This window comes from Symmachiella dynata, assembly GCF_007747995.1.
In the GTDB taxonomy this organism is placed as follows: domain Bacteria; phylum Planctomycetota; class Planctomycetia; order Planctomycetales; family Planctomycetaceae; genus Symmachiella; species Symmachiella dynata.
This window is the reverse complement of record NZ_CP036276.1, coordinates 1,654,658-1,672,426: the sequence shown is the minus strand read 5'-3', so window position 1 is coordinate 1,672,426 and position 17,769 is coordinate 1,654,658. Positions and strand designations below refer to the sequence as shown.

Below are 17,769 nucleotides of genomic sequence, written 5' to 3'. Positions count from 1 at the left end.
ATGATCCAGGACGATTTCTACGACATCGTGATCGTCGGCGCAGGCGTGGCCGGCTCGATCCTCGGCAAGCAGTTGGCTGACCGTGGCAAGCGCGTGTTGATGCTCGAAGCTGGTCCAGGCACAGGGTTGGAGCAGGGCGGGTTTCAGAGCTTTGTCGAGCGGTTTCTTACTCAGGAACTCAAGACGCCAACTTCGCCTTATCCGCACAGCGATAACGCACCGATTCAGCGACCTTTCCATGAGTATTACGAGCAGAGCGGGCCGATGAACTACGGCAGCAACTACATGCGCCACGCCGGCGGCACGACGCTGCACTGGATGGGAACCTGCCTGCGCTTCTTGCCGGAGGACTTTCGACTCAAGTCGCTCTACGGCCACGGCATCGACTGGCCGATTACCTACACCGACCTACAGCCGTACTACCAGATGGCCGAGTGGGAACTGGGTGTCTCGGCAAATGCAGCGGAGCAGCAGAGTGTCGATCGTGACGATCAGCTTTACGCCACCGGCTACGACTACCCGATGGAGCGCGTGCCACCTAGCTATCTGGACGACACCATCCGAGAGCGTTTTGAGGGAAAGTCGATTGACATTGATGGTCGTGCCTATCCACTAGAGGTTTCCAGCACGCCGGCGGCGCGCAACTCAATCCCGCGCGCAAACCTGACCGACCCGCGTGAAGCCCGCGAGATCGTCGGGTCGTATCGCCCGGTCGGCGACCCGGACCTGCCGGACGAGCGCGGTGGGCGATGCCAGGGCAACGCAAGCTGCATCCCGATCTGCCCGGTACAGGCGAAGTATTCAGCCCTCAAGACACTCCGCACCGCGATTGAGCGAAACTGTGGTCGGCTCGACGTGATCATCAAAGCCGTCGCCTCGTTGATCGAGATCGATCCCGGATCCGAGCGCGTCGTGGGGGTGCGCTACAAGAAGTACGCAGATCCCGATCAGCCCAGCTTTACCGAGCACGTCGCGCGGGGCCGAGTCTATGTGATTGCGGCGCACGCGATAGAGACAGCCAAACTGTTGCTTGCGTCGGACGCCGCCAACTCGAGCGAATTGGTTGGCTGCAACCTGATGGATCACCCGTTTGTGTTGACCTGGGGTCTAATGCCCAAGCCGATCGGCAGCTACCGCGGGCCGGGTTCAACATCGGGCATCCCGCTGTTCCGAGATGGCGCATTCCGCAGTGAATCCGCCGCGTTTCGCGTCGAGATCGGCAATTGGGGCGTCGATTTTCCCAATGGCACACCACATACAACACTGATGTCGCTGGTCGATCGCAAGCACTTCAATGATGCATTTGGGAATCACCCCGAAGGGATTCGCCAAGCCGAACATGCCGGTGACTTGTTCGGCAAGGCATTGCGGCAAGAGATGCAAGATGTCTGTTCGCGGCAGTTCCGTCTGGGCTTTGAGCTTGAGCAATTGCCCGACCCGAAGAACTGTGTGACGATCCAATCGCGCTATAAAGACGCGATCGGTAACTACCGGCCGGTCATCTCATACCGTCTTGATGACTATTGCAAGAAGGGCATCGTCAATGCCAGGAAGGCTTCGGACGAGATCTTCGCGAAACTCGGCGTGACGGATGAAACCGACTACGACCGGCCCAGCGGCATCGCAGCGGGGCGGTTCAAGGTCGATGGCCAGTGGTACGAATACCACGGTGCGGGGCACGCCGTAGGCACACATCGCATGGGCAATTCGCCGCGCGACTCGGTGGTCGATGCCGACCAGCGCACGTGGGATCATCCCAACTTGTTCCTGGTTGGCGGGGGCAACTTTTGCACAATCGGCACGGCCAACCCGACGCTGACCATCGCCGCGCTCGCGTTCAAGGCTGCCGATGCGATCACAAAAGAATTGGCCTAATGGCCCCGAAGGCTCTGGATCTTTGTTATGAAGCCAATCAAAGTCAAACGTCGCGTGCCGCCGAGTATCGAAACGCCCTTCGACCGATGTGGCAAAGATGAAACAGCCCACCGTGCCGAATTGATCCATCACTTGGAGATCGCCTTACAACTCGAGCATGCGACGATTCCGCCGTATTTGTGCGCGCTCTATTCAATAAAACATGGAACCAACGACGCAGCAGCCGACAGAATCCTCAGCGTAGCCAAAGAAGAAATGCTGCATATGGCGCTCGTCGCCAACCTGCTGCTCGCCATTGGCGGCACGCCGAAAATGAGCGCGTCCGATTTCGTACTATCCTATCCGGGGCCCCTTCCCGAAAGCGATGGCAATGTCGTTGTCTCGCTCAATTGTTTCTCGCCGAAAGCGTTGGAATCCTTTCTCGACATCGAGCGGCCGACGCCCATCGACGCAGAACCGCAAGGCCGAGGTTACTCGTCAATCGGGCAATTCTACGCCTCCATCAAAGATGAGCTGGACTACTATTGTCGCAAAGTCCAGAAAAACAAGTTCTCCGAACTGTTCATCGGCAATCCCGATGTGCAGACGCCGCCGGAGGAGTACTACAGCGGTGGTGGTGAGATCGTTGAAGTGACTGATTACGACTCCGCGCGGCGCGCAATCAAGATCATCGTCGATGAGGGCGAAGGCTTCGGCCACACTATCTTCAGCGGCGATCACGAGCAGTTTGGCGAAGAACCGGACCTCGCACACTTCTACAAGTTCAATGAACTGCTCGTTGGTAGACGATATCTGCCCACCGATTCGCCCGACGCCGATCCCACCGGCCCACAGATCGCTGTCGATTACAGCAAAAATGCGGTGCACCATGCTGAGGTTCTTAAGGATAACGGCCAGACGAGTCTGTCGCCAGGCGTCCAGGAAAAGCTGGCCGAGTTTCAGCAGACGTATTCAGATTTGTTGCGCGAATTGGAACTCGGCTTTACCAGCTCGAAGAAGGTGAGTGAGGGACAGGAACTCGGCGAGAAGGCTACTCACTTCCGCGAGGTCGGCGGTCTGATGTTCAAAGTCAAGTATCAGATGACAGCACTGATGCATTCCAGCGGAGGAGGCATCATTCCGGCGTTCAAATAGATCGAACCATAACCCGAGCGCGTCGCAGTGTGGCGCGCCAAAATAATTCAAGGAGATGCAGGCATGTCGACATTTGAAAAGCTTCAAGCTCAGCGTCGAACCATCGCGCCAGCAAAGTCCGGCGACGATGAACTCGGTCCGCTTCAGTTGTTGCCCGGCGTCTGGAAAAACCTGCCCAACCTGCCGGGACGTGGCTGGAACCTGATCGCATTGCCATTCGCTTCACCGGATCACGACCTGAACTATCGCCTTTTGATGAATCAGTACAACGAAGTGCTGCGTTTCACCACAGTCGACAAGGCTGTACCCAACCGCGGACTAACCGATGATGACCCTCGGCAGAATATCGATCAGTTGATTGTGACACTTGACTACGAACAGAAGATTGTTCAGGTCGCCGCTGAAGACTTCCCGGACAGCGGTCTAGCCGGACTTCCTGGATTGGCGATCCACCATGAACCAGGGCTTTTCCTGCACATGTCTAACGCAGACACCGACGGCGTGAACATAGGACGCCTGGCAACGATCCCTCATGGCAACAGCGCGCTTGGCCTGGGCCGCTTCGACGAAGATGTTCACAAGCACGACGGGCCGCCGCGGATTCCCGATGAAGTACATGCGTTTCCGATCGGCGTCGAGCAAGACATCAACCGAGACTATCTGCTTCCGTACAAGCACTTCAACGAGAATCTGTTCGAGAACCTGTTTGATCCGATGGACACCTCTCGTTTGCTCCAAAAGGCGAATGCGGGTGCCAATATTCTCCGCACCACCGAACTCCACCTCGATACGGACATTCTCGCTGGCGGCATCGTCAACATTCCCTTTATCGAGACTCAGGCCGATGCCACGAAGATGGAATCCACCTTCTGGATCCAGGAATTGGAAGAGAAGGACGAAGACGGAGAGCACAAACTGCGTCTTCAGTATCTCCAGATCGTCATGCTTGATTTCTTTGAGCGACCGCCCGGGCAGGGCGAAGGCCTAATCCGCTGGCCGCACATCAGCATCAACACGATGGAACGCGTGGAGAAACCGGAAACCGAGTAGTCCGAGCCATGAGCGCTTAATCACCGATGTGATCGAGAAGAAACATTCATGTACATCCAATACCTGATCCCCAAGCATCACGACATCCTCGTTCGCCCGCTACTGACCGTGCCCGATGCACCCGATGGTGAGTATCAGTTCGCCGGTGTGCCCGATGGGATCGGTGCGTTCGCGTTGCCCGGGACGGACAATGGGTTTGAGATCGTGTTGACCCACGAACTTCGCTTCAACGCCGGTCGGCGCCGCGCCCATGCCAGCAGCGGGGCATTTGTCTCTCGTTGGCAGATCGATACGACCCACTGGAACGACGAGCGAGGAAAGGGGCGTATCGGCGTCGTCTCCGGCCGCGATCAGATTCAGGCCGTTCATCACTGGCAACACGCTGGCGGCGGGTACCGGACGAGCCGCAGCGTGCCGATTGAACGATTGTGTTCTGCGGATCTGCCCGTGACCAGCGCGCTCTACTTCAAGGATGAAAAAGGCACGGAGTATGGCACGACTGAGCGCATCTTCCTTGGTGCTGAAGAGACACATACGCGGTTCAAGTCTGATCATGGACGAGCGTTTGCGCACGTATTGACCGGGCCACGCGAAGGTCACACGTATGAACTGCCGCACCTGGGCCGCGGCAGCTATGAGAATGCACTGGCGTGTCCGAAGGCCGGACGTAAGACGATCGTGATCCTTCCGGACGATGCAGAATCACATCGCGTCTACGACACGGAGAAATCGGATGATCCGCCGCGTAGTACGCCCGACCCTTGTGCGGCGGGGTACGACCACTACCGCCCGCCTAGCGAGATGTATGTTTACGTCGGCGAGAAGATGACACATGAGGATGCGAAGAACTCAAGTATGCCGCTGGAGTTGGCACAAGCCGGGTTGGTCGGCGGCAAGCTTTACGGAATTCAGGTGGTGCGCGAGGGTGAGCCAATCAATTGGGAGCACCGTGAATTCGGCTTTGGTCAGACGACTTACGAAGGTGAAGCGGAGTTCCGCCTGATCGATCTGGGTGATCGGTCCAAAGCGGTCGCCTTGCCACCTGAAACGAAAGACGGTGACTGTGAACCGCTGGCGCAAGATAACCCCGGCATTGCGCTGCAGCGAGACAGCATTCGTCTGGGCGTCACGCAGTTTCTGCGTCCCGAAGACGGCGCCTGGGATCCTCGCCCCAAGCCGCATCACGAACACGATCAGGTCTTCTATTTCGGTACGACCGATCAGTTCGATGGCAACAGTCGGCTATTTCGCCTGACGTTCTATGACTGCGATTCGCTGGGAGAGGACGACCTGCCCTGTGGCACGATCGAGATTGTTCTTAATGCTCGCGTCAATCCCGAGGATAAGTCGTCCGATGCAGAGTATCTGTTCCATTCGCTTGACAGCATGGGCATCGATCCGTGGGGCCGTGTATTGTTGCAGGAAGACCCGGGCGACGAGGCGTATCGCACCCGTACGTTGGTCTATACACCGGATCGTCACAAGCTATACGCGGTGGCCGAGGGCAACTTCGATCTGTTCGACCGCCGCGGGTCGCACTTTCTGACAACCAACGAAGAGGCGGCTGGCATCTTGCCTGTGTTCGATCTGCTTGGCGAGGGATGGTATCTCACAGCCGTGCAGGCGAACGTCGAAACCGACTGGGCAAGTAAGGTCGTGCCCGGCCTGCTGACCTACAATGAGCAGCTGCAGATGGAAACCGACCTCGTCACGCCTGGCCAATTGTGCGCGATCTTCATTCCAGAAGTCCTCTCTGATGAGTTGGAGGTTAAACCCGCGCAGGTCACGGTCGATCACATGTGTGAGATCTACGAAGTGGATTACGCCGGGCGCAAGCTGTACCACCAGCACGGCGACTGATTGAAGTCGACATCAAAATGAAGGAAACACCATGCCATTTCCGCTGTATGAAACAAAACTGGCCGAACTTGAAGTGGCGGTCTTCGACCTGGAGACATCGGGTTTGATGCCCTCGAAGCATCGGATTATTCAGATCGCCGTCGTGCTGTTTGATCAGGGCCAGCCAACCAATAACGCCAATAACGATTGGGTGCAACTCGTCTTTCCCGGCGAAGAACACCTTCCGCTTGAGGATGTAATTGTCGAACTCACGGGGATCGATACGGAATCACTCCGCGGCCAGCCAACGATCGACACGGTGCTCACAGAGTTCGACCAACTCGTTAACGAGCGGGTGGTATCGGGACACAACGTCAAGCGGTTCGATCTGCCGTTCATACGCCGTGCGGAATCACACACGCGTATCGATGTGCAGTCAGACTTCTACATCGACACTCTGCTGCTGGCACAGAAGCTTCATCCCGGTCGACCGCACAAGTTGGCGGATGAAGGTCGGCACTACGGCATCGACTTCGATGAAGAAGAACTGCACGATGCGCTGGCCGACACGCGACTTTGTGCGCAAGTGCTGGCGGAGCAGATCAAGGAACTGGCCGACCACAATGTCCAGACATTCGGCGACATGATCGACTGGCTGTAACCCAGAGGCGAGACACTGATGACACGCATTGCCTGCTACAACGTCGAAAACCTCTTTGCGCGTCCCAATGCGTTTAACCCGATGGATTGGGACGCAGGTAAACCGATCATCGACGCCTACCATGAAGTCAACGAGTTGTTCAATAAGCCGATTTACTCGGCCGCAGATAGACGGCGGATGCGCGACCTGTTGGTGCGGTTGGACATCTATTCGATCAATGAAAACAATGTGCCGCGTCGAAAGCGAACCCCAACACCGCGATGGGCTTGGCTACGGAACAATCGAGGCAGTTTTGACAGCCAAGCCCGAGACGCGACGCAACCGGTCAAGATCATCGCGACCGGTCGTGGGGCATGGATCGGTTGGGTCGAACTGGCCACCGAACCGACCAATGAGAAGGCAACGCGCCTGACCGGACGAGTCATCGACGATGTAAACGCCGACATTATCGCAATCGTCGAGGCGGAGGATCGACCGTCGCTGGTGCGGTTCAATGAGGAGATGTTGAACATTCCGTATGACCACGTGATGCTCGTCGATGGCAACGATCCCCGCGGCATCGACGTGGGAATCATGACCCGCGCCGGGTATGAAATCGAGTCAATCCGGTCGAACGTGGACCTGACTGATAACGTGGGCACCGTGTTCAGCCGCGACTGCGCGCAGTACGAAGTGCAAACGCCCAACGGCAACACGGTGCACATCCTCGTCAATCACTTTAAGTCGCAGTCCGGCGGAGGCGGCGCGAAGCGCCGCCGACAAGCCCAGGCGGTGCGACGAATTGTGGACGATCTTGTCGCGGCCGGCGAGCACGTCATCGTGCTGGGTGACCTGAACGAAGGACCGAAAACCGGCCAGACACGAGCGGAGAATTTGAGGTCGCTCTACCTGCAGAACAGCCCCTTGATCGAAGTGTTCACGCTGCCCAACTTTGCGATTGGCAATCGCCCCGGAACCTTCGGTACCTGCACTCTACCTAAGCGGTTCGACTACATCTATATCTCGCAAAGCCTGCGCCAAGCCTACAACGGCGGCGGTATCTTCCGCGACGGATTGTTCTGCTCCTTGCAATCGCAGAATCTTCGCTGGCCGAATTACCCGGACCTGACCCAGGAGAATGAACAGGCCTCCGATCACGCGTGTGTATTTATTGACCTGAACATCTAGCCGTTTCGATCCCCCCAACAGGAAACACGAATATGGCCGTGCTCGACGAAGTCAAGAAGCTTTGCGATCAACTGAAGAATCGTGGCTGGCGCGACCTGTTGCTGCGTGTCACCGACGGTGACCTAGATATTGACCAGTCAAGCAAGACCAAACTTGCAGAGGCATTGGCCGCACCACTCCAGACGATCGATCGCTCGGTCCCCGGATTTGAAGGATTTCATCGGTCAGCGAATCGTGGCATCGACGGCGGTGCGCCGGGCCGCAGCTTGTTCTATCACGCCCTGGCATGTCCTGATGTGCATCCAACGGCCGATGGCATGCGACCGGCAACGCCAAACCAAGCCGATTACCCGACGCTCAAGCAACTCGACGATGTTGAGAACTACATATACAGCTTGGTCGCGGATCGCGGCGACCTGGATGATACGATCGTCGCTGTTTTTGCTTACCAGTATCGTGTTGCGAGCCGAACGTCACACCGCCGACACGCAGACTTGGCCTTTTCGCGCACGGGGGTGGCACGCGTCGGCACAACCGGACCAAATTATGACCGGTCACGACGAAGCTTCTGGGTCATCTCACCGGGCGGAGGCGATGCGTTGCCCGTGTTGCCCACACGGTATGGTGCGTTTCTCGCGAGGCGAGGGAATCGTAGTGACGGCTCGGTCATGGGACGCCTTGGCGCGCCGGGGGCGGACACAGGGGAGTACATCTTCCCCGTCCACAAGCTGTTCTCCGGGCGTGAATGCATCAAGGGGTGCAACCTGACCGTTGAGTTTGCTGAATTTCACCGTAACGAGAAACTCCGAAGAATCCATGCGCTGCCTACCAGCCGCGGCGGCATTACCGCGCCGGCTGGCTTCGATATTGACAAGCTGCCATTCGTCCGTGATTCGACCAACGGCGGAAAGCTTGTCAAGCTGAAAGGTGCGGGGGCCACAGCGCTGGTAGAACCCGTACCCGGCGATCGACTGTTGCGCACCGTCAAACAGCACAACAGTGTTGCTCAAGCGGACCAGATCGTTCACTTCGTTGTACCTTCGGCTCAGTCATCTGCTCGGTTCGTAACGTCGAGTCTTCATATCAGCAGCAGTTCGAATGGCGATCGTCTCGCGCCTGAATTTATCAATATCCGGCACGAAGTAGATCCGACCGGACCAGCCGACCAGGCTCCCGATGACTTAAACCGTCTGGGTTCGACGGCATTTGCCCGCAAGCTCAAAGATGGTGGTTATGCCGCGGCGCACTTTGTCGATGATTCGTGCGATGGTTGTGTCGAAGCCATTGTGAACGGGCTCGATAGAGATATAGAAAATCAACCCGCCTTTTCGTTGGTCACCGCGCCCGACTTCATGCCGCTTGCCGACCAGAGCGAGATCAATGAGGTAGGGCGTTTTCCGCTCGCCGACCCACTGACGAATGGCACCTTGCCACCAAATACAGCGCTACCGCGCCCGTCGATGCCGACCGAGTTCGCATTCAATCACAACGATTCGACGGCAACTGCAATCGTTGGTAACTTGGCGATCGGTCCACAGGTGGGCATCATTGGCAATCCGAATCACGCCGTCAGCATGCTGCCTGACGGTGCTTCGAATATCTTCGCGCCGGGATGGGACACGTCGCGCAGCCGCGATGCCCAGGGCGAGTCGCACTTCACCAGCAGTGGGCTGGGTTCGCCATTCCCCGAGGATGCAAAGCTCTGCGCAGCGCTCTCTTCTTTCTGGCCGGCGGTAGCGCCCGACAACAGCCGAACCTTTGGCAACGAGGATTTTGAGAACAAGCTTCCGATGCTGGATGAAGAACTCGGATTCCACCCTAAGCACGAGCGCGTCGCAGCAGGTGATGTTCAATCGTATCACGGTTGGGATGGGGAGTTTGGCCCGTTCTTTGAACGCGTCAACGGACGGCTGCACGTCAATCATGTTCCGATTGAACGTTCGGACTATGTGACGCATTCGATTGCGAATCGCATTCGCGTTTCACTGACCGCGGAAGTGCAAACCGAGGAACTGGTCCGTAGAAACCAAGCGTTGCGCCAATGCATCAAAGTAATCGGTTCGATTTCCAGCCAGCCGTTCTGCCTTGTCGTGTTTCGCGCGGTTGATGACTGGTCAGCTTTTGGCGGAGGATCGCCTGCACTTACCGGTAGTGGGTATGTGCTGGAGTTTGCAGAATGCAGACCAAATGTCATCGCGACCTCCGAACTTGACCGCGTACGCCGAGCCGTGCAGTTGCACCACATTTGTCACTATGCAGACAACGGCGTGGCGTACAAAAGAGGCAGCCGGCGCTTTCAATTCATACCTCACTAGGCGGATCAGATGTCGCCAGAGAACGATACCGACATCGTGGTCATTGGTGGCGGGCCCGCGGGTTCGGCCGCGGCTATCACTGCCGCACGGGCCGGGCTGCGCGTCACACTCCTTGAACGCGCGCGGTTCCCGCGTCATCGTCCTGGCGAAACGCTGCATCCGGGTATCGAACCTCTGCTAAACAAACTTGGCTTATCGACCACTACGCTGAACAATCCCATTCGGTACTTGGGTGCTCAGGTGAAGTGGGGCGAAAGCTCACGTTTCGAAGCGTTCGGTGCAGACAGCAACGGTCTATGGCTTGGTTTTCAGACGCCACGCGATGAACTTGACGCGGAGTTGCTACGCTGCGCTTCACAAGCCGGAGTACGCGTTAATCACGAATTGGCCGCCGAACACGTGTTGCAAAAGGACGACAGAGTAACGGGCGTTGAGACTGAGCGTGGGGCTATCTGGGCATGCTGGACCATTGACGCGACCGGAGGGCGGCAGTGGCTCGGTCGACAACTCGGGCACAAGCTGACGTATCGATCACCCGCACTGACCGCGCGGTACGGCTACGTCTGTGGTAGCGTGCCGTCGCTGGATCAAGCCCCGACGATCATCACCGATGCAAACGGCTGGACCTGGATGGCACGCGTCGCGCCAGGCCGATACCACTGGACGCGGGTCTCGCGGCGGGGCGATGAGCCCGCACCTGATTGGCGCCCCAAACCGCTAGACGCTTTGGACGACGATGCGCCGATCCGTGGCGAAGACGTCACATGGCGGCGAGCTGAACGTTTGGCCGGGGCCGGTTACTTCCTCGTCGGTGACGCGGCAGTGCAGCTCGACCCCGCCTCATCCCACGGCGTTTTGCGTGCGATCATGTCCGGCATGATGACGTCATACCTGATCACTAAAGCCATCTCGAGAGCCGCACTTGAATGCGATGTGATTGAAGAATACGAACGCTGGCTGAATGCCTGGTTTGAACATGATGTAAATAAGCTTCGTTCGCTTTACGCATCAGCCGACCTCTCGCAAATGTGTTCCATCTCATCGAACTCCGCTGCGATCGATCGCTGATCGAACTGTTTGGGATCGAACTCCGATTCTTGGCAAGCGACGCTCTTCTGGGTATTCTCATCGGCTTGCTTGCGAAGGTGTGGTTGCGAGTGCCGTTGCGGTCTTCAACGCCGTCGAATATACGTTTCAACCACTTCAAACTTCAGGCGGGTGCATCGCCCGCTGCAGGATCGTCGTGCTTCCAACTCACATCGGTCTTTTCACGTCATATTCACCGACCGCAGGTCGAGGCAGCAAGGCGCGTCGTCAAACAGCTGGTGCTGACGAGTGCTACATGGCCTTTAGAAGAATGCGTTCGTAACGAATGACGAACCGATATTATGCACGAACATCCGTTGACAGAGCGAGCTTGAAGGGATCCATCCCAGCCATTTTACGCAATCCACTTTGCCACATCTCATGAGAAGAATATGTTGCCCTCGGATTTCGAAGCCGATAGGGTTCGGTGATAGTAACGCTTTGCGATAGCCCGCTGCCGTGGGCAGGGAGTCGTGCGTGACCCGCGAGCGGGCGACGTCAGGAGCCGCGAGGCCCCGATCGTAGCCGTCAGCTCCGCGTGGCGTGTCGGAGGTCGGGGCCTCGCGGGTTCCACCCCGCGAGTGGTGTCACCTCATGAGAGGACGCTGCTTGGCTTCGCCAAGCCCCGCGTCGTCGATCTCCGATCGCGACCGGCCCGCCGTTTGGTCCGCCGCCTAATCGGCGGGGCTGACGGCGGAAATGCGGGTGGTATTGCGGGTCGGTCATTTACGAATGTGACGTTGATTCTCCGGACGTCTTTTCTCGGTCCAACTGCCGGAAACATTCGCGCAGCCGATGAGACTCGCTACGTTGAAACAGCCGCCTCAGCATCTCACTGTTCTGGTTGTCATAGGCAGCGGACTCGATGCGTTTCCGCTCGGCATCCGACAGGTCATCCCAATTTTTCTGCAACTCAGCTCTGCGCCCAATTCTCTGCGTCTTGTCGGCTAGCAGTTTGCGTTCCTCTCTTTCCTCTTCAGCGGCGCGCTTGCGATCGCGTTCACGAAGCTCGCGATTGAGCATCTTGGCGTCTTTCGGCCGGTCCGGTTCGGGCCAGTTCTCTTCAATGGCGCGTCGCAACATCCCCAGCCGATTTTGTTCAACTTTTCGCCGGCCAATCCATTTGATCTGCCGTTCAATCACGTCCGTGTTAGACGCTTCGGATAACTTTTCGGCGGTCTTCTCATCGAATCCCACTTCACAAAGAAGCTGAAAACCTTTCTTATCGGCAGCAGCAGAATGTTGTTGCAAAGTGTTTTTCTGTCCTGTCTTTTCTTTGCTGGGTTTTCTGAACCGCCCTCCTGCTGGGTTTTCTGAACCACTGCTGCTGGGAATATTGGACTGGTCCTGCTGGGTTTTCTGAACCGGTGGGCTGCTGGGTTTATTGAACCGCCCTCCTGCTGGTTTTTTTGAACCGCTTGTGGACTTCGGCGCATCAGATAGCCATTTCACTGCATATGTTGCTGGTCGGCGGAGATTCTGGTCCTGGTGAAACACGCCTTCATCGATGCAGACGATATATTGCGAAGCGATGGCCGACGAAATCGCCGCACTGAGTGTCTTGGGATCGGGGATGTTCGCGAATCTCTGAATGAAGCGGTACGAGAGCGGCGCCTCCGGCCTTCGACCGCCAAAGTGGTTTTGATAGCCCACTGTATGTCGCAGGACTGTTCCCACAACTTTCGTAACGGTCAGTGTTTCGTTGGGAACCACATGGCGGAAATACGCGTTCGGAATCGGCGTGCGATAGCCGTCTCCGGCGTAGAATCCCTCAAAAGATTCAGAAGCATCGAGGTATTGGCCGCTATCATCCCATCGGATCGCGTACGTCGCGTGCTCTGGCGGTTCTCCAACAGCCGCCGGTTTCCCCTCGCGGACGCAACAGATAAATCCGCCTGCAATAGCATCGTCGATCGATTTGCGGATCGCTCCCCTGCTGATGCCGGCTGAACGGATCAGCTGATTAAACGAAACTGTGATATTCTGCGAAATCGGGTTGCCGTGTTCGTCGAGCCAGCCGAGTGTCTGGTCCAGAATGAACGCCACCAGCCGCACGACGCTACGCGACGAATGCGGCAGACAGACGTCGAGAAACTGATTGGGACAGTAGAGGAAATTGGCGTCCAGCCGCGTAAAGCCGTGAAATTTATTCGATTCAGGCAGTCGTTGGCCGGTGGCGTCGACTGTCTTCCGATTCATTTGCGGCGGCCGAACAGACGGGCAAATGTCGGTAATTCATCCCACACGGTCGTCTTGGCGGCTTTGTTGCTTTTCGTTTTGGCCGATGGTTTCGTGGGTTGTTTCATCGTATTATTTGTGGGCTGTTTGGCTTTCGGTCTCGCTGCCTTTTTCTTGGCCGCCGACTTTTTCTTGGGCTTTGCTGCCGTGCGTGTTTGCGTACGCTTCTTCGGTGCGGTTTCGACCTCGATCACTTCCGCACCGGATTCTGGTTTGGTGTCAGGGTCCTCCCTTTCCTGAGATTTCGTCGGCGTGGCCTCTGCACCCGGCAGACGAGGTTGAAGCTGGCCCGTGGCCAGCCCCTTGGTGATATTCTGCGTGACGTCGTCCCACGCACTGATCTGCTTATCTTTAACCGCCAGTTGTTCAAACAGCCGTGACACGATCTTGTCGTGCCGTTCAATCTCCTGTTGCTTTTCCCGTTCCAGTTGTCGGATGCGTTCCTTGAGATACTCGACGTCATCCGACCGAAACTCAGGTGTGTGACTTTTCTGCGAGTCCTCGGCCAGCTGTCCGGATGGTGGTTTCCAGCAGTCAGAGCCGGTGGTTGTCGGGGCGACTTGCGGTTGTTTCTCCGGTTTCGATGTCCCCCTGAATCCGTAGGTCTCAACCAGGTAGGATTCAGAAACATACCACGCCGGATTCATTCCTTCGGCCACCAACTCCTTCACAGCTTCCGAGGTGACAGTTCCCCCATCGCGGATCTGCCCATCCTTTGTGACAAGCTTCCAGTGGATGAGTTGCTTCGCGTCCTGCTGAGCCAGCGCCCCGTCGAGTTCACGTTCGAGCGCCCGTTGCGAGCGGTTGTACCGTTTAGAGGCTTCCGGCCTCGTGAGGTAGCCTGCGGGTGGATCGGCAGACATGACTGAAATGTGGAATTGACGATCGCAGGCTACGCCTGCCGATCGGTGCGCGTCAAGTTCTGCGCCGATCGGTCGGTGGCCGTCAAGACGATCCCCTCTTCAGTTGACGATCGTCAGATTGCCGTATCGTGTTAGGTTACATCAAAGCGCTAAGGTGATGGTGCCGACCGGCAATTTGTGCTGGCGATCCTTCGTGCGATCGGCAGGGGATCGCCGATACGATCGGCAACTAAACGCAATGTCGATCTTCATGACGACCGTCATGGCAAGGATTGCGGATCGGCACGCCGATCGGTCTGACGACCGGTGAATTCAGGTTGACGATCGGAGTGACGAGGGGTGCGGCACAATTGATTTCATTACCAACGCTACACACATTAACGCGGGGCGACAGTCGGCCGGTGCGGACCAGCGAAGCGGGCCGAGCAGGGCGAGGTCTGCGAAGGAGGGGAGACTCCGTGCCGCGTCGCCATCCGTTGCGACCAGAAAAATACGCCCCACAGACGCATCGTAATGCCGTGGGGCGATCGTGGCCGATTCCGGTCCGGCGTTCAGGCATCCTTCACGCCTTGGGCCTGCGCAATGACCTGCCGGACGTCTTCCAGCTGCACGGTCCAATGACCGATCATGTGGCGCAGCTCGGCGGGATCTCGCCACTGGTATTCCTCTTCGCGCAGCAACCCGAGGCGGTCAACGCACGTGGCTTCATAATCGTGGGCCAGCTCCAGCAGGATCGGAGCGGTCGCTATCAATGACGCGTTGGCTGCAACCTGCTTCGGCGGCAGATTATCGCCGGCCAACTCGACAATTGCGTGGTGTTCCTGATCGCGAATCGTACTCCCGTCGATGATCCACGGTGTGGGAGTGTGGGTCGGTGGTGTGCCACTGAGATTTACAAGTAACATGATGAAATGGGGCGTAAAGAATTAGGAATTGATCTCGGCGAGGAGTTCTTTGATCCGCTCCGCTTCCGTGGTCAGCTTCGTTAGTGCCTGTTCGCCTTCCTCGCTCCAGAAATCCTCAAGGTGCTCGCATTCATAGTCAATGCGTTTCAGGCACTGAGCCAGATGGATTTCTGCAATTTCGAGAAGTTCGGGAGCGGCGGCGATCAGCCTTGCATCGGCATTTGCTCGATTCACGTCTTCGACCTCTCTGTCCACGTACGCAACTCGATAGCCGTTGTCATCCTCGATGAACACTTCTGGATAATCCGGGTCCTCGTAATCCCATGTATTCCACGGGCCGGGAGAGTGAGCCGCTGATGTATCTTTGACGGATGTCATAATTGAAGAATTGGAATTGAAATAGAAAAAACCCACGACCAGCTGCGAACTGGCCGTGGGCAAGGCGACTCACGCCGGCTACGAATGCCGTCGCTTGCGCCAGATCACCTTGAAGGCGTCCGTGAGGGCCTCCGCTCCGGCAAGCAGGTCGTCTTCGTCGAGCGTATTCGTCCATTGACGCTCACCTTGGCGATCAAGGTAGCTTCGTTGGAGTGATACGCTGTATTTCACGATGGACTTGCTGTTGGGAAGCCTGTGCTCCCGCACGAAAATCGACGCTGAGACGTTTCCGTAGGAAACCCGCTCAACGGGGTGGGCCGGTGATGTTGCGTCCTGTTTTTCGGCCGGACGCTCTGCCTTGGACGATGTGTTCGCCATAGGATGAAGGGGGGAAAAAGTAATGGTCTTCATCCGCGAATCGATCGACTGCGGAGAAGCGGTCATGTTCCAGCGGGCCGCAGCCCGCCGTCAAGGGTGCCGAGCCGGGGGCGAACTTTCGGGCGGAGTTCGGTTGTCGGCGTGCCGGTTGCCCAGCAGGGCGCAGGCAACCGTTGCCGGCGCCGACCGGCGAGCAGCCCTTCGACGGCATTAGGGACCGGCCCGCTACAATGCCCAGACCGCGAGCAGTCAAAAGTTCTTGCCAAGGATCGCTCAAGCTGGCATGCTGAGCCGCTGTTGCCGGGTCGTCCGGCAATCAGGAACGCGAATCGTTCCTTTTTATTGCGAGGAGATGAGAGATGGCCAAGCAAGCGGCGAAGAAAGCTCCTGAGAAGACGTTCCGGCTCGGCCTGGTCTCGGCCAGCGTCTTTGTCAACGATGTGGAGACCGATGACGGTAACCGGGAATTCCGCAACGTCAACCTGCAGCGGCGCTACAAGGACAATGGCGACTGGAGATCCACAAGTTCGTTCGGTCTCCAAGACCTTCCGCTGGCAATCCGCGTTTTGCAGCTGGCGCAGCAGCACATTGAAGCGGCCGAAGTGGAGACTCACCCCTTCTGAGCGTCCGGACTGGGGGAGTGAGCGAAGGATTCGCAAACGGGCGGTGTGCCGTTGGTACGCCGTCCTTCTTTCAAGCGGAATCGCCAAACAAAACATCGCACACAAACACACACAAGGGAGGGGCGACTTCACCGGCCCGTCAGGGGCCGGCCGCAGCGAGCCACCGTCGAGCGCCAACTGGAGCGAAGTCGGTGGACCGTCTGACCGAAACGGAATGGACGGAGCTATTGCCCCGTCACAATCCGCTTGAGCAATCCAGGCTTCCCCTTGGGGGTACCTGCCTGCTCGACGCGGGCGATATACGAACCGGGATGCTCCCGCAGTGCACGACAGGCTTTGTTGAATGCGTCGGTGTTGCTGGAGGCATCGACGTGAATTCCGAACTGTAGTCGAACGTGATAGAGCATGGTGGATGGGGGAAAAGAATTGACTTGGCCGTGTCGGCCATTGGGTCGGCGGCATGCGAGCAAGGTGGAGGCCGCAGGGACGACCTTGCGAGCGTGCCAGAATTGAGAGGGCCGACGCGGACCGCGATCGGATTGATAGTGGCTCGCGAGGACAGGGTGCCGGGGCGGAGCCCCGGCTGCATTGATTGGGTTTGCCAACGTGGAGTGGATCGTCCGACACTTGGAAGGGAAATCGAGGTCGAAAGACCGAGTTGACCATCACCCCGAAATGCAAGCAATGCAGCCGGGGGTCGAATGAACGCAGTGAATGAGAGTCCCCGGCACCCGTAAGTCGGGGTGGGCATAAAACAAATAGACACAGCCCACAACACAACCACGTGTTGCATGGCGGAGCGCCTTCTGCAACAGTTTACGCAGCGCCTAATGCAACGCTTCCCTTATGCAGGGCGACTTAAACATCCTGCTCCTGGTCGGTCAGTTCGAGCCAGCGGCGGAGTTTCTTGAAAGGACCGTTCACTGAAATCATGTAATGCCCGTCCGATAGCGTATCTCATGCACCAACTTGTTTATTCTGGCTCAGTCATGGACTGCTTCCCGTCGTAATTCATAGGAATAGATGTAAAAGACGAAAGCCGGGACGCTCCAGAGACGAAGCCGTTGTGAGCATAACGTCTTGTGCTATCGAGCCACCTATGAATTCTATCTCTGATTGGCCGTTGCCCACGGAACTGAACGCCTATCCTTACTTGTCGGACTGTACGGAAAGAGGCGAGACCAGCTGACATGCGCAGCTCTGGCAAAGTGCAGATGATCAGGTACAATCTCCGCTGCAAGTGCCATTTCGAATCTG

At 57.4% G+C, this 17,769-nt stretch carries 15 protein-coding genes; 9 read left to right on the top strand and 6 right to left on the bottom strand.

Going from position 1 to position 17,769, the window contains the following annotated elements:
- The 8 genes from Mal52_RS06360 (at window position 1) to Mal52_RS06325 (ending at window position 11,109) form a co-directional block, all read left to right on the top strand.
- Window positions 1-1,875: a GMC family oxidoreductase gene (locus Mal52_RS06360; protein WP_145374870.1), complete on the top strand. Its 1,875-nt coding sequence runs from the start codon at window positions 1-3 to the stop codon at window positions 1,873-1,875.
- 132 nt (window positions 1,876-2,007) lie between these two features.
- Window positions 2,008-3,009, top strand: a complete 1,002-nt coding sequence (locus Mal52_RS06355) for a ferritin-like domain-containing protein (RefSeq protein WP_197534701.1) — start codon at window positions 2,008-2,010, stop codon at window positions 3,007-3,009.
- A 63-nt stretch (window positions 3,010-3,072) separates the two neighbouring features.
- Window positions 3,073-4,059, top strand: a complete 987-nt coding sequence (locus Mal52_RS06350) for a heme-binding protein (RefSeq protein WP_145374868.1) — start codon at window positions 3,073-3,075, stop codon at window positions 4,057-4,059.
- Window positions 4,060-4,107: 48 nt separating this feature from the next.
- Complete coding sequence (locus Mal52_RS06345) at window positions 4,108-5,919, top strand: hypothetical protein (protein WP_145374867.1); 1,812 nt, start codon at window positions 4,108-4,110, stop codon at window positions 5,917-5,919.
- Between the two features lie 31 nt (window positions 5,920-5,950).
- On the top strand, window positions 5,951-6,559 hold the full coding sequence (locus Mal52_RS06340) for a 3'-5' exonuclease (RefSeq protein WP_145374866.1): 609 nt from the start codon (window positions 5,951-5,953) through the stop codon (window positions 6,557-6,559).
- A gap of 18 nt (window positions 6,560-6,577) precedes the next feature.
- Window positions 6,578-7,726: an endonuclease/exonuclease/phosphatase family protein gene (locus tag Mal52_RS06335; protein WP_145374865.1), complete on the top strand. Its 1,149-nt coding sequence runs from the start codon at window positions 6,578-6,580 to the stop codon at window positions 7,724-7,726.
- Window positions 7,727-7,758: 32 nt separating this feature from the next.
- Window positions 7,759-10,041, top strand: a complete 2,283-nt coding sequence (locus Mal52_RS06330; RefSeq protein WP_145374864.1) for a hypothetical protein — start codon at window positions 7,759-7,761, stop codon at window positions 10,039-10,041.
- A 9-nt stretch (window positions 10,042-10,050) separates the two neighbouring features.
- Complete coding sequence (locus Mal52_RS06325) at window positions 10,051-11,109, top strand: NAD(P)/FAD-dependent oxidoreductase (protein ID WP_145374863.1); 1,059 nt, start codon at window positions 10,051-10,053, stop codon at window positions 11,107-11,109.
- A 744-nt stretch (window positions 11,110-11,853) separates the two neighbouring features.
- Here Mal52_RS06325 and Mal52_RS06320 read toward each other — a convergent pair.
- The 5 genes from Mal52_RS06320 to Mal52_RS06300 form a co-directional block, all read right to left on the bottom strand.
- A complete protein-coding gene (locus Mal52_RS06320) occupies window positions 11,854-13,326 on the bottom strand; it encodes a hypothetical protein (RefSeq protein WP_145374862.1) in 1,473 nt (490 codons plus the stop codon).
- Complete coding sequence (locus Mal52_RS06315) at window positions 13,323-14,228, bottom strand: hypothetical protein (protein WP_145374861.1); 906 nt, start codon at window positions 14,226-14,228, stop codon at window positions 13,323-13,325. Before Mal52_RS06315 ends, Mal52_RS06320 begins: the two co-directional genes overlap by 4 nt.
- 551 nt (window positions 14,229-14,779) lie before the next feature.
- Window positions 14,780-15,133 (bottom strand): hypothetical protein, encoded by a 354-nt coding sequence (locus Mal52_RS06310; protein WP_145374860.1) that lies wholly within the window; start codon window positions 15,131-15,133, stop codon window positions 14,780-14,782.
- A gap of 21 nt (window positions 15,134-15,154) precedes the next feature.
- On the bottom strand, window positions 15,155-15,574 hold the full coding sequence (locus tag Mal52_RS06305) for a hypothetical protein (protein ID WP_145374859.1): 420 nt from the start codon (window positions 15,572-15,574) through the stop codon (window positions 15,155-15,157).
- Between the two features lie 15 nt (window positions 15,575-15,589).
- Entirely contained in the window at window positions 15,590-15,922 is a 333-nt protein-coding gene (locus Mal52_RS06300; protein ID WP_145374858.1) for a hypothetical protein, read from the bottom strand.
- A gap of 326 nt (window positions 15,923-16,248) precedes the next feature.
- Here Mal52_RS06300 and Mal52_RS06295 point away from each other — a divergent pair, with 326 nt between their 5' ends.
- A complete protein-coding gene (locus Mal52_RS06295) occupies window positions 16,249-16,512 on the top strand; it encodes a hypothetical protein (protein ID WP_145374857.1) in 264 nt (87 codons plus the stop codon).
- Window positions 16,513-16,736: 224 nt separating this feature from the next.
- On the opposite strand, the gene Mal52_RS06290 is transcribed toward Mal52_RS06295, so the two are convergent.
- The gene (locus Mal52_RS06290) at window positions 16,737-16,919 is read right to left on the bottom strand and encodes a hypothetical protein (protein ID WP_145374856.1); all 183 of its coding nucleotides are present in this window, start codon (window positions 16,917-16,919) and stop codon (window positions 16,737-16,739) included.
- Window positions 16,920-17,769 lie beyond the last annotated feature (850 nt).

Excerpts from the sequence above, each read along its gene's own strand:
- Mal52_RS06320 (WP_145374862.1), bottom strand. The coding sequence starts at position 13,326 with ATGAATCGGAAGACAGTCGACGCCACCGGCCAACGACTGCCTGAATCG.
- Mal52_RS06300 (WP_145374858.1), bottom strand. The coding sequence starts at position 15,922 with ATGAAGACCATTACTTTTTCCCCCCTTCATCCTATGGCGAACACATCG.
- Mal52_RS06360 (WP_145374870.1), top strand. The coding sequence starts at position 1 with ATGATCCAGGACGATTTCTACGACATCGTGATCGTCGGCGCAGGCGTG.
- Mal52_RS06325 (WP_145374863.1), top strand. The coding sequence starts at position 10,051 with ATGTCGCCAGAGAACGATACCGACATCGTGGTCATTGGTGGCGGGCCC.
- Mal52_RS06315 (WP_145374861.1), bottom strand. The coding sequence starts at position 14,228 with ATGTCTGCCGATCCACCCGCAGGCTACCTCACGAGGCCGGAAGCCTCT.
- Mal52_RS06330 (WP_145374864.1), top strand. The coding sequence starts at position 7,759 with ATGGCCGTGCTCGACGAAGTCAAGAAGCTTTGCGATCAACTGAAGAAT.
- Mal52_RS06295 (WP_145374857.1), top strand. The coding sequence starts at position 16,249 with ATGGCCAAGCAAGCGGCGAAGAAAGCTCCTGAGAAGACGTTCCGGCTC.
- Mal52_RS06350 (WP_145374868.1), top strand. The coding sequence starts at position 3,073 with ATGTCGACATTTGAAAAGCTTCAAGCTCAGCGTCGAACCATCGCGCCA.
- Mal52_RS06345 (WP_145374867.1), top strand. The coding sequence starts at position 4,108 with ATGTACATCCAATACCTGATCCCCAAGCATCACGACATCCTCGTTCGC.
- Mal52_RS06340 (WP_145374866.1), top strand. The coding sequence starts at position 5,951 with ATGCCATTTCCGCTGTATGAAACAAAACTGGCCGAACTTGAAGTGGCG.
- Mal52_RS06310 (WP_145374860.1), bottom strand. The coding sequence starts at position 15,133 with ATGTTACTTGTAAATCTCAGTGGCACACCACCGACCCACACTCCCACA.
- Mal52_RS06290 (WP_145374856.1), bottom strand. The coding sequence starts at position 16,919 with ATGCTCTATCACGTTCGACTACAGTTCGGAATTCACGTCGATGCCTCC.
- Mal52_RS06335 (WP_145374865.1), top strand. The coding sequence starts at position 6,578 with ATGACACGCATTGCCTGCTACAACGTCGAAAACCTCTTTGCGCGTCCC.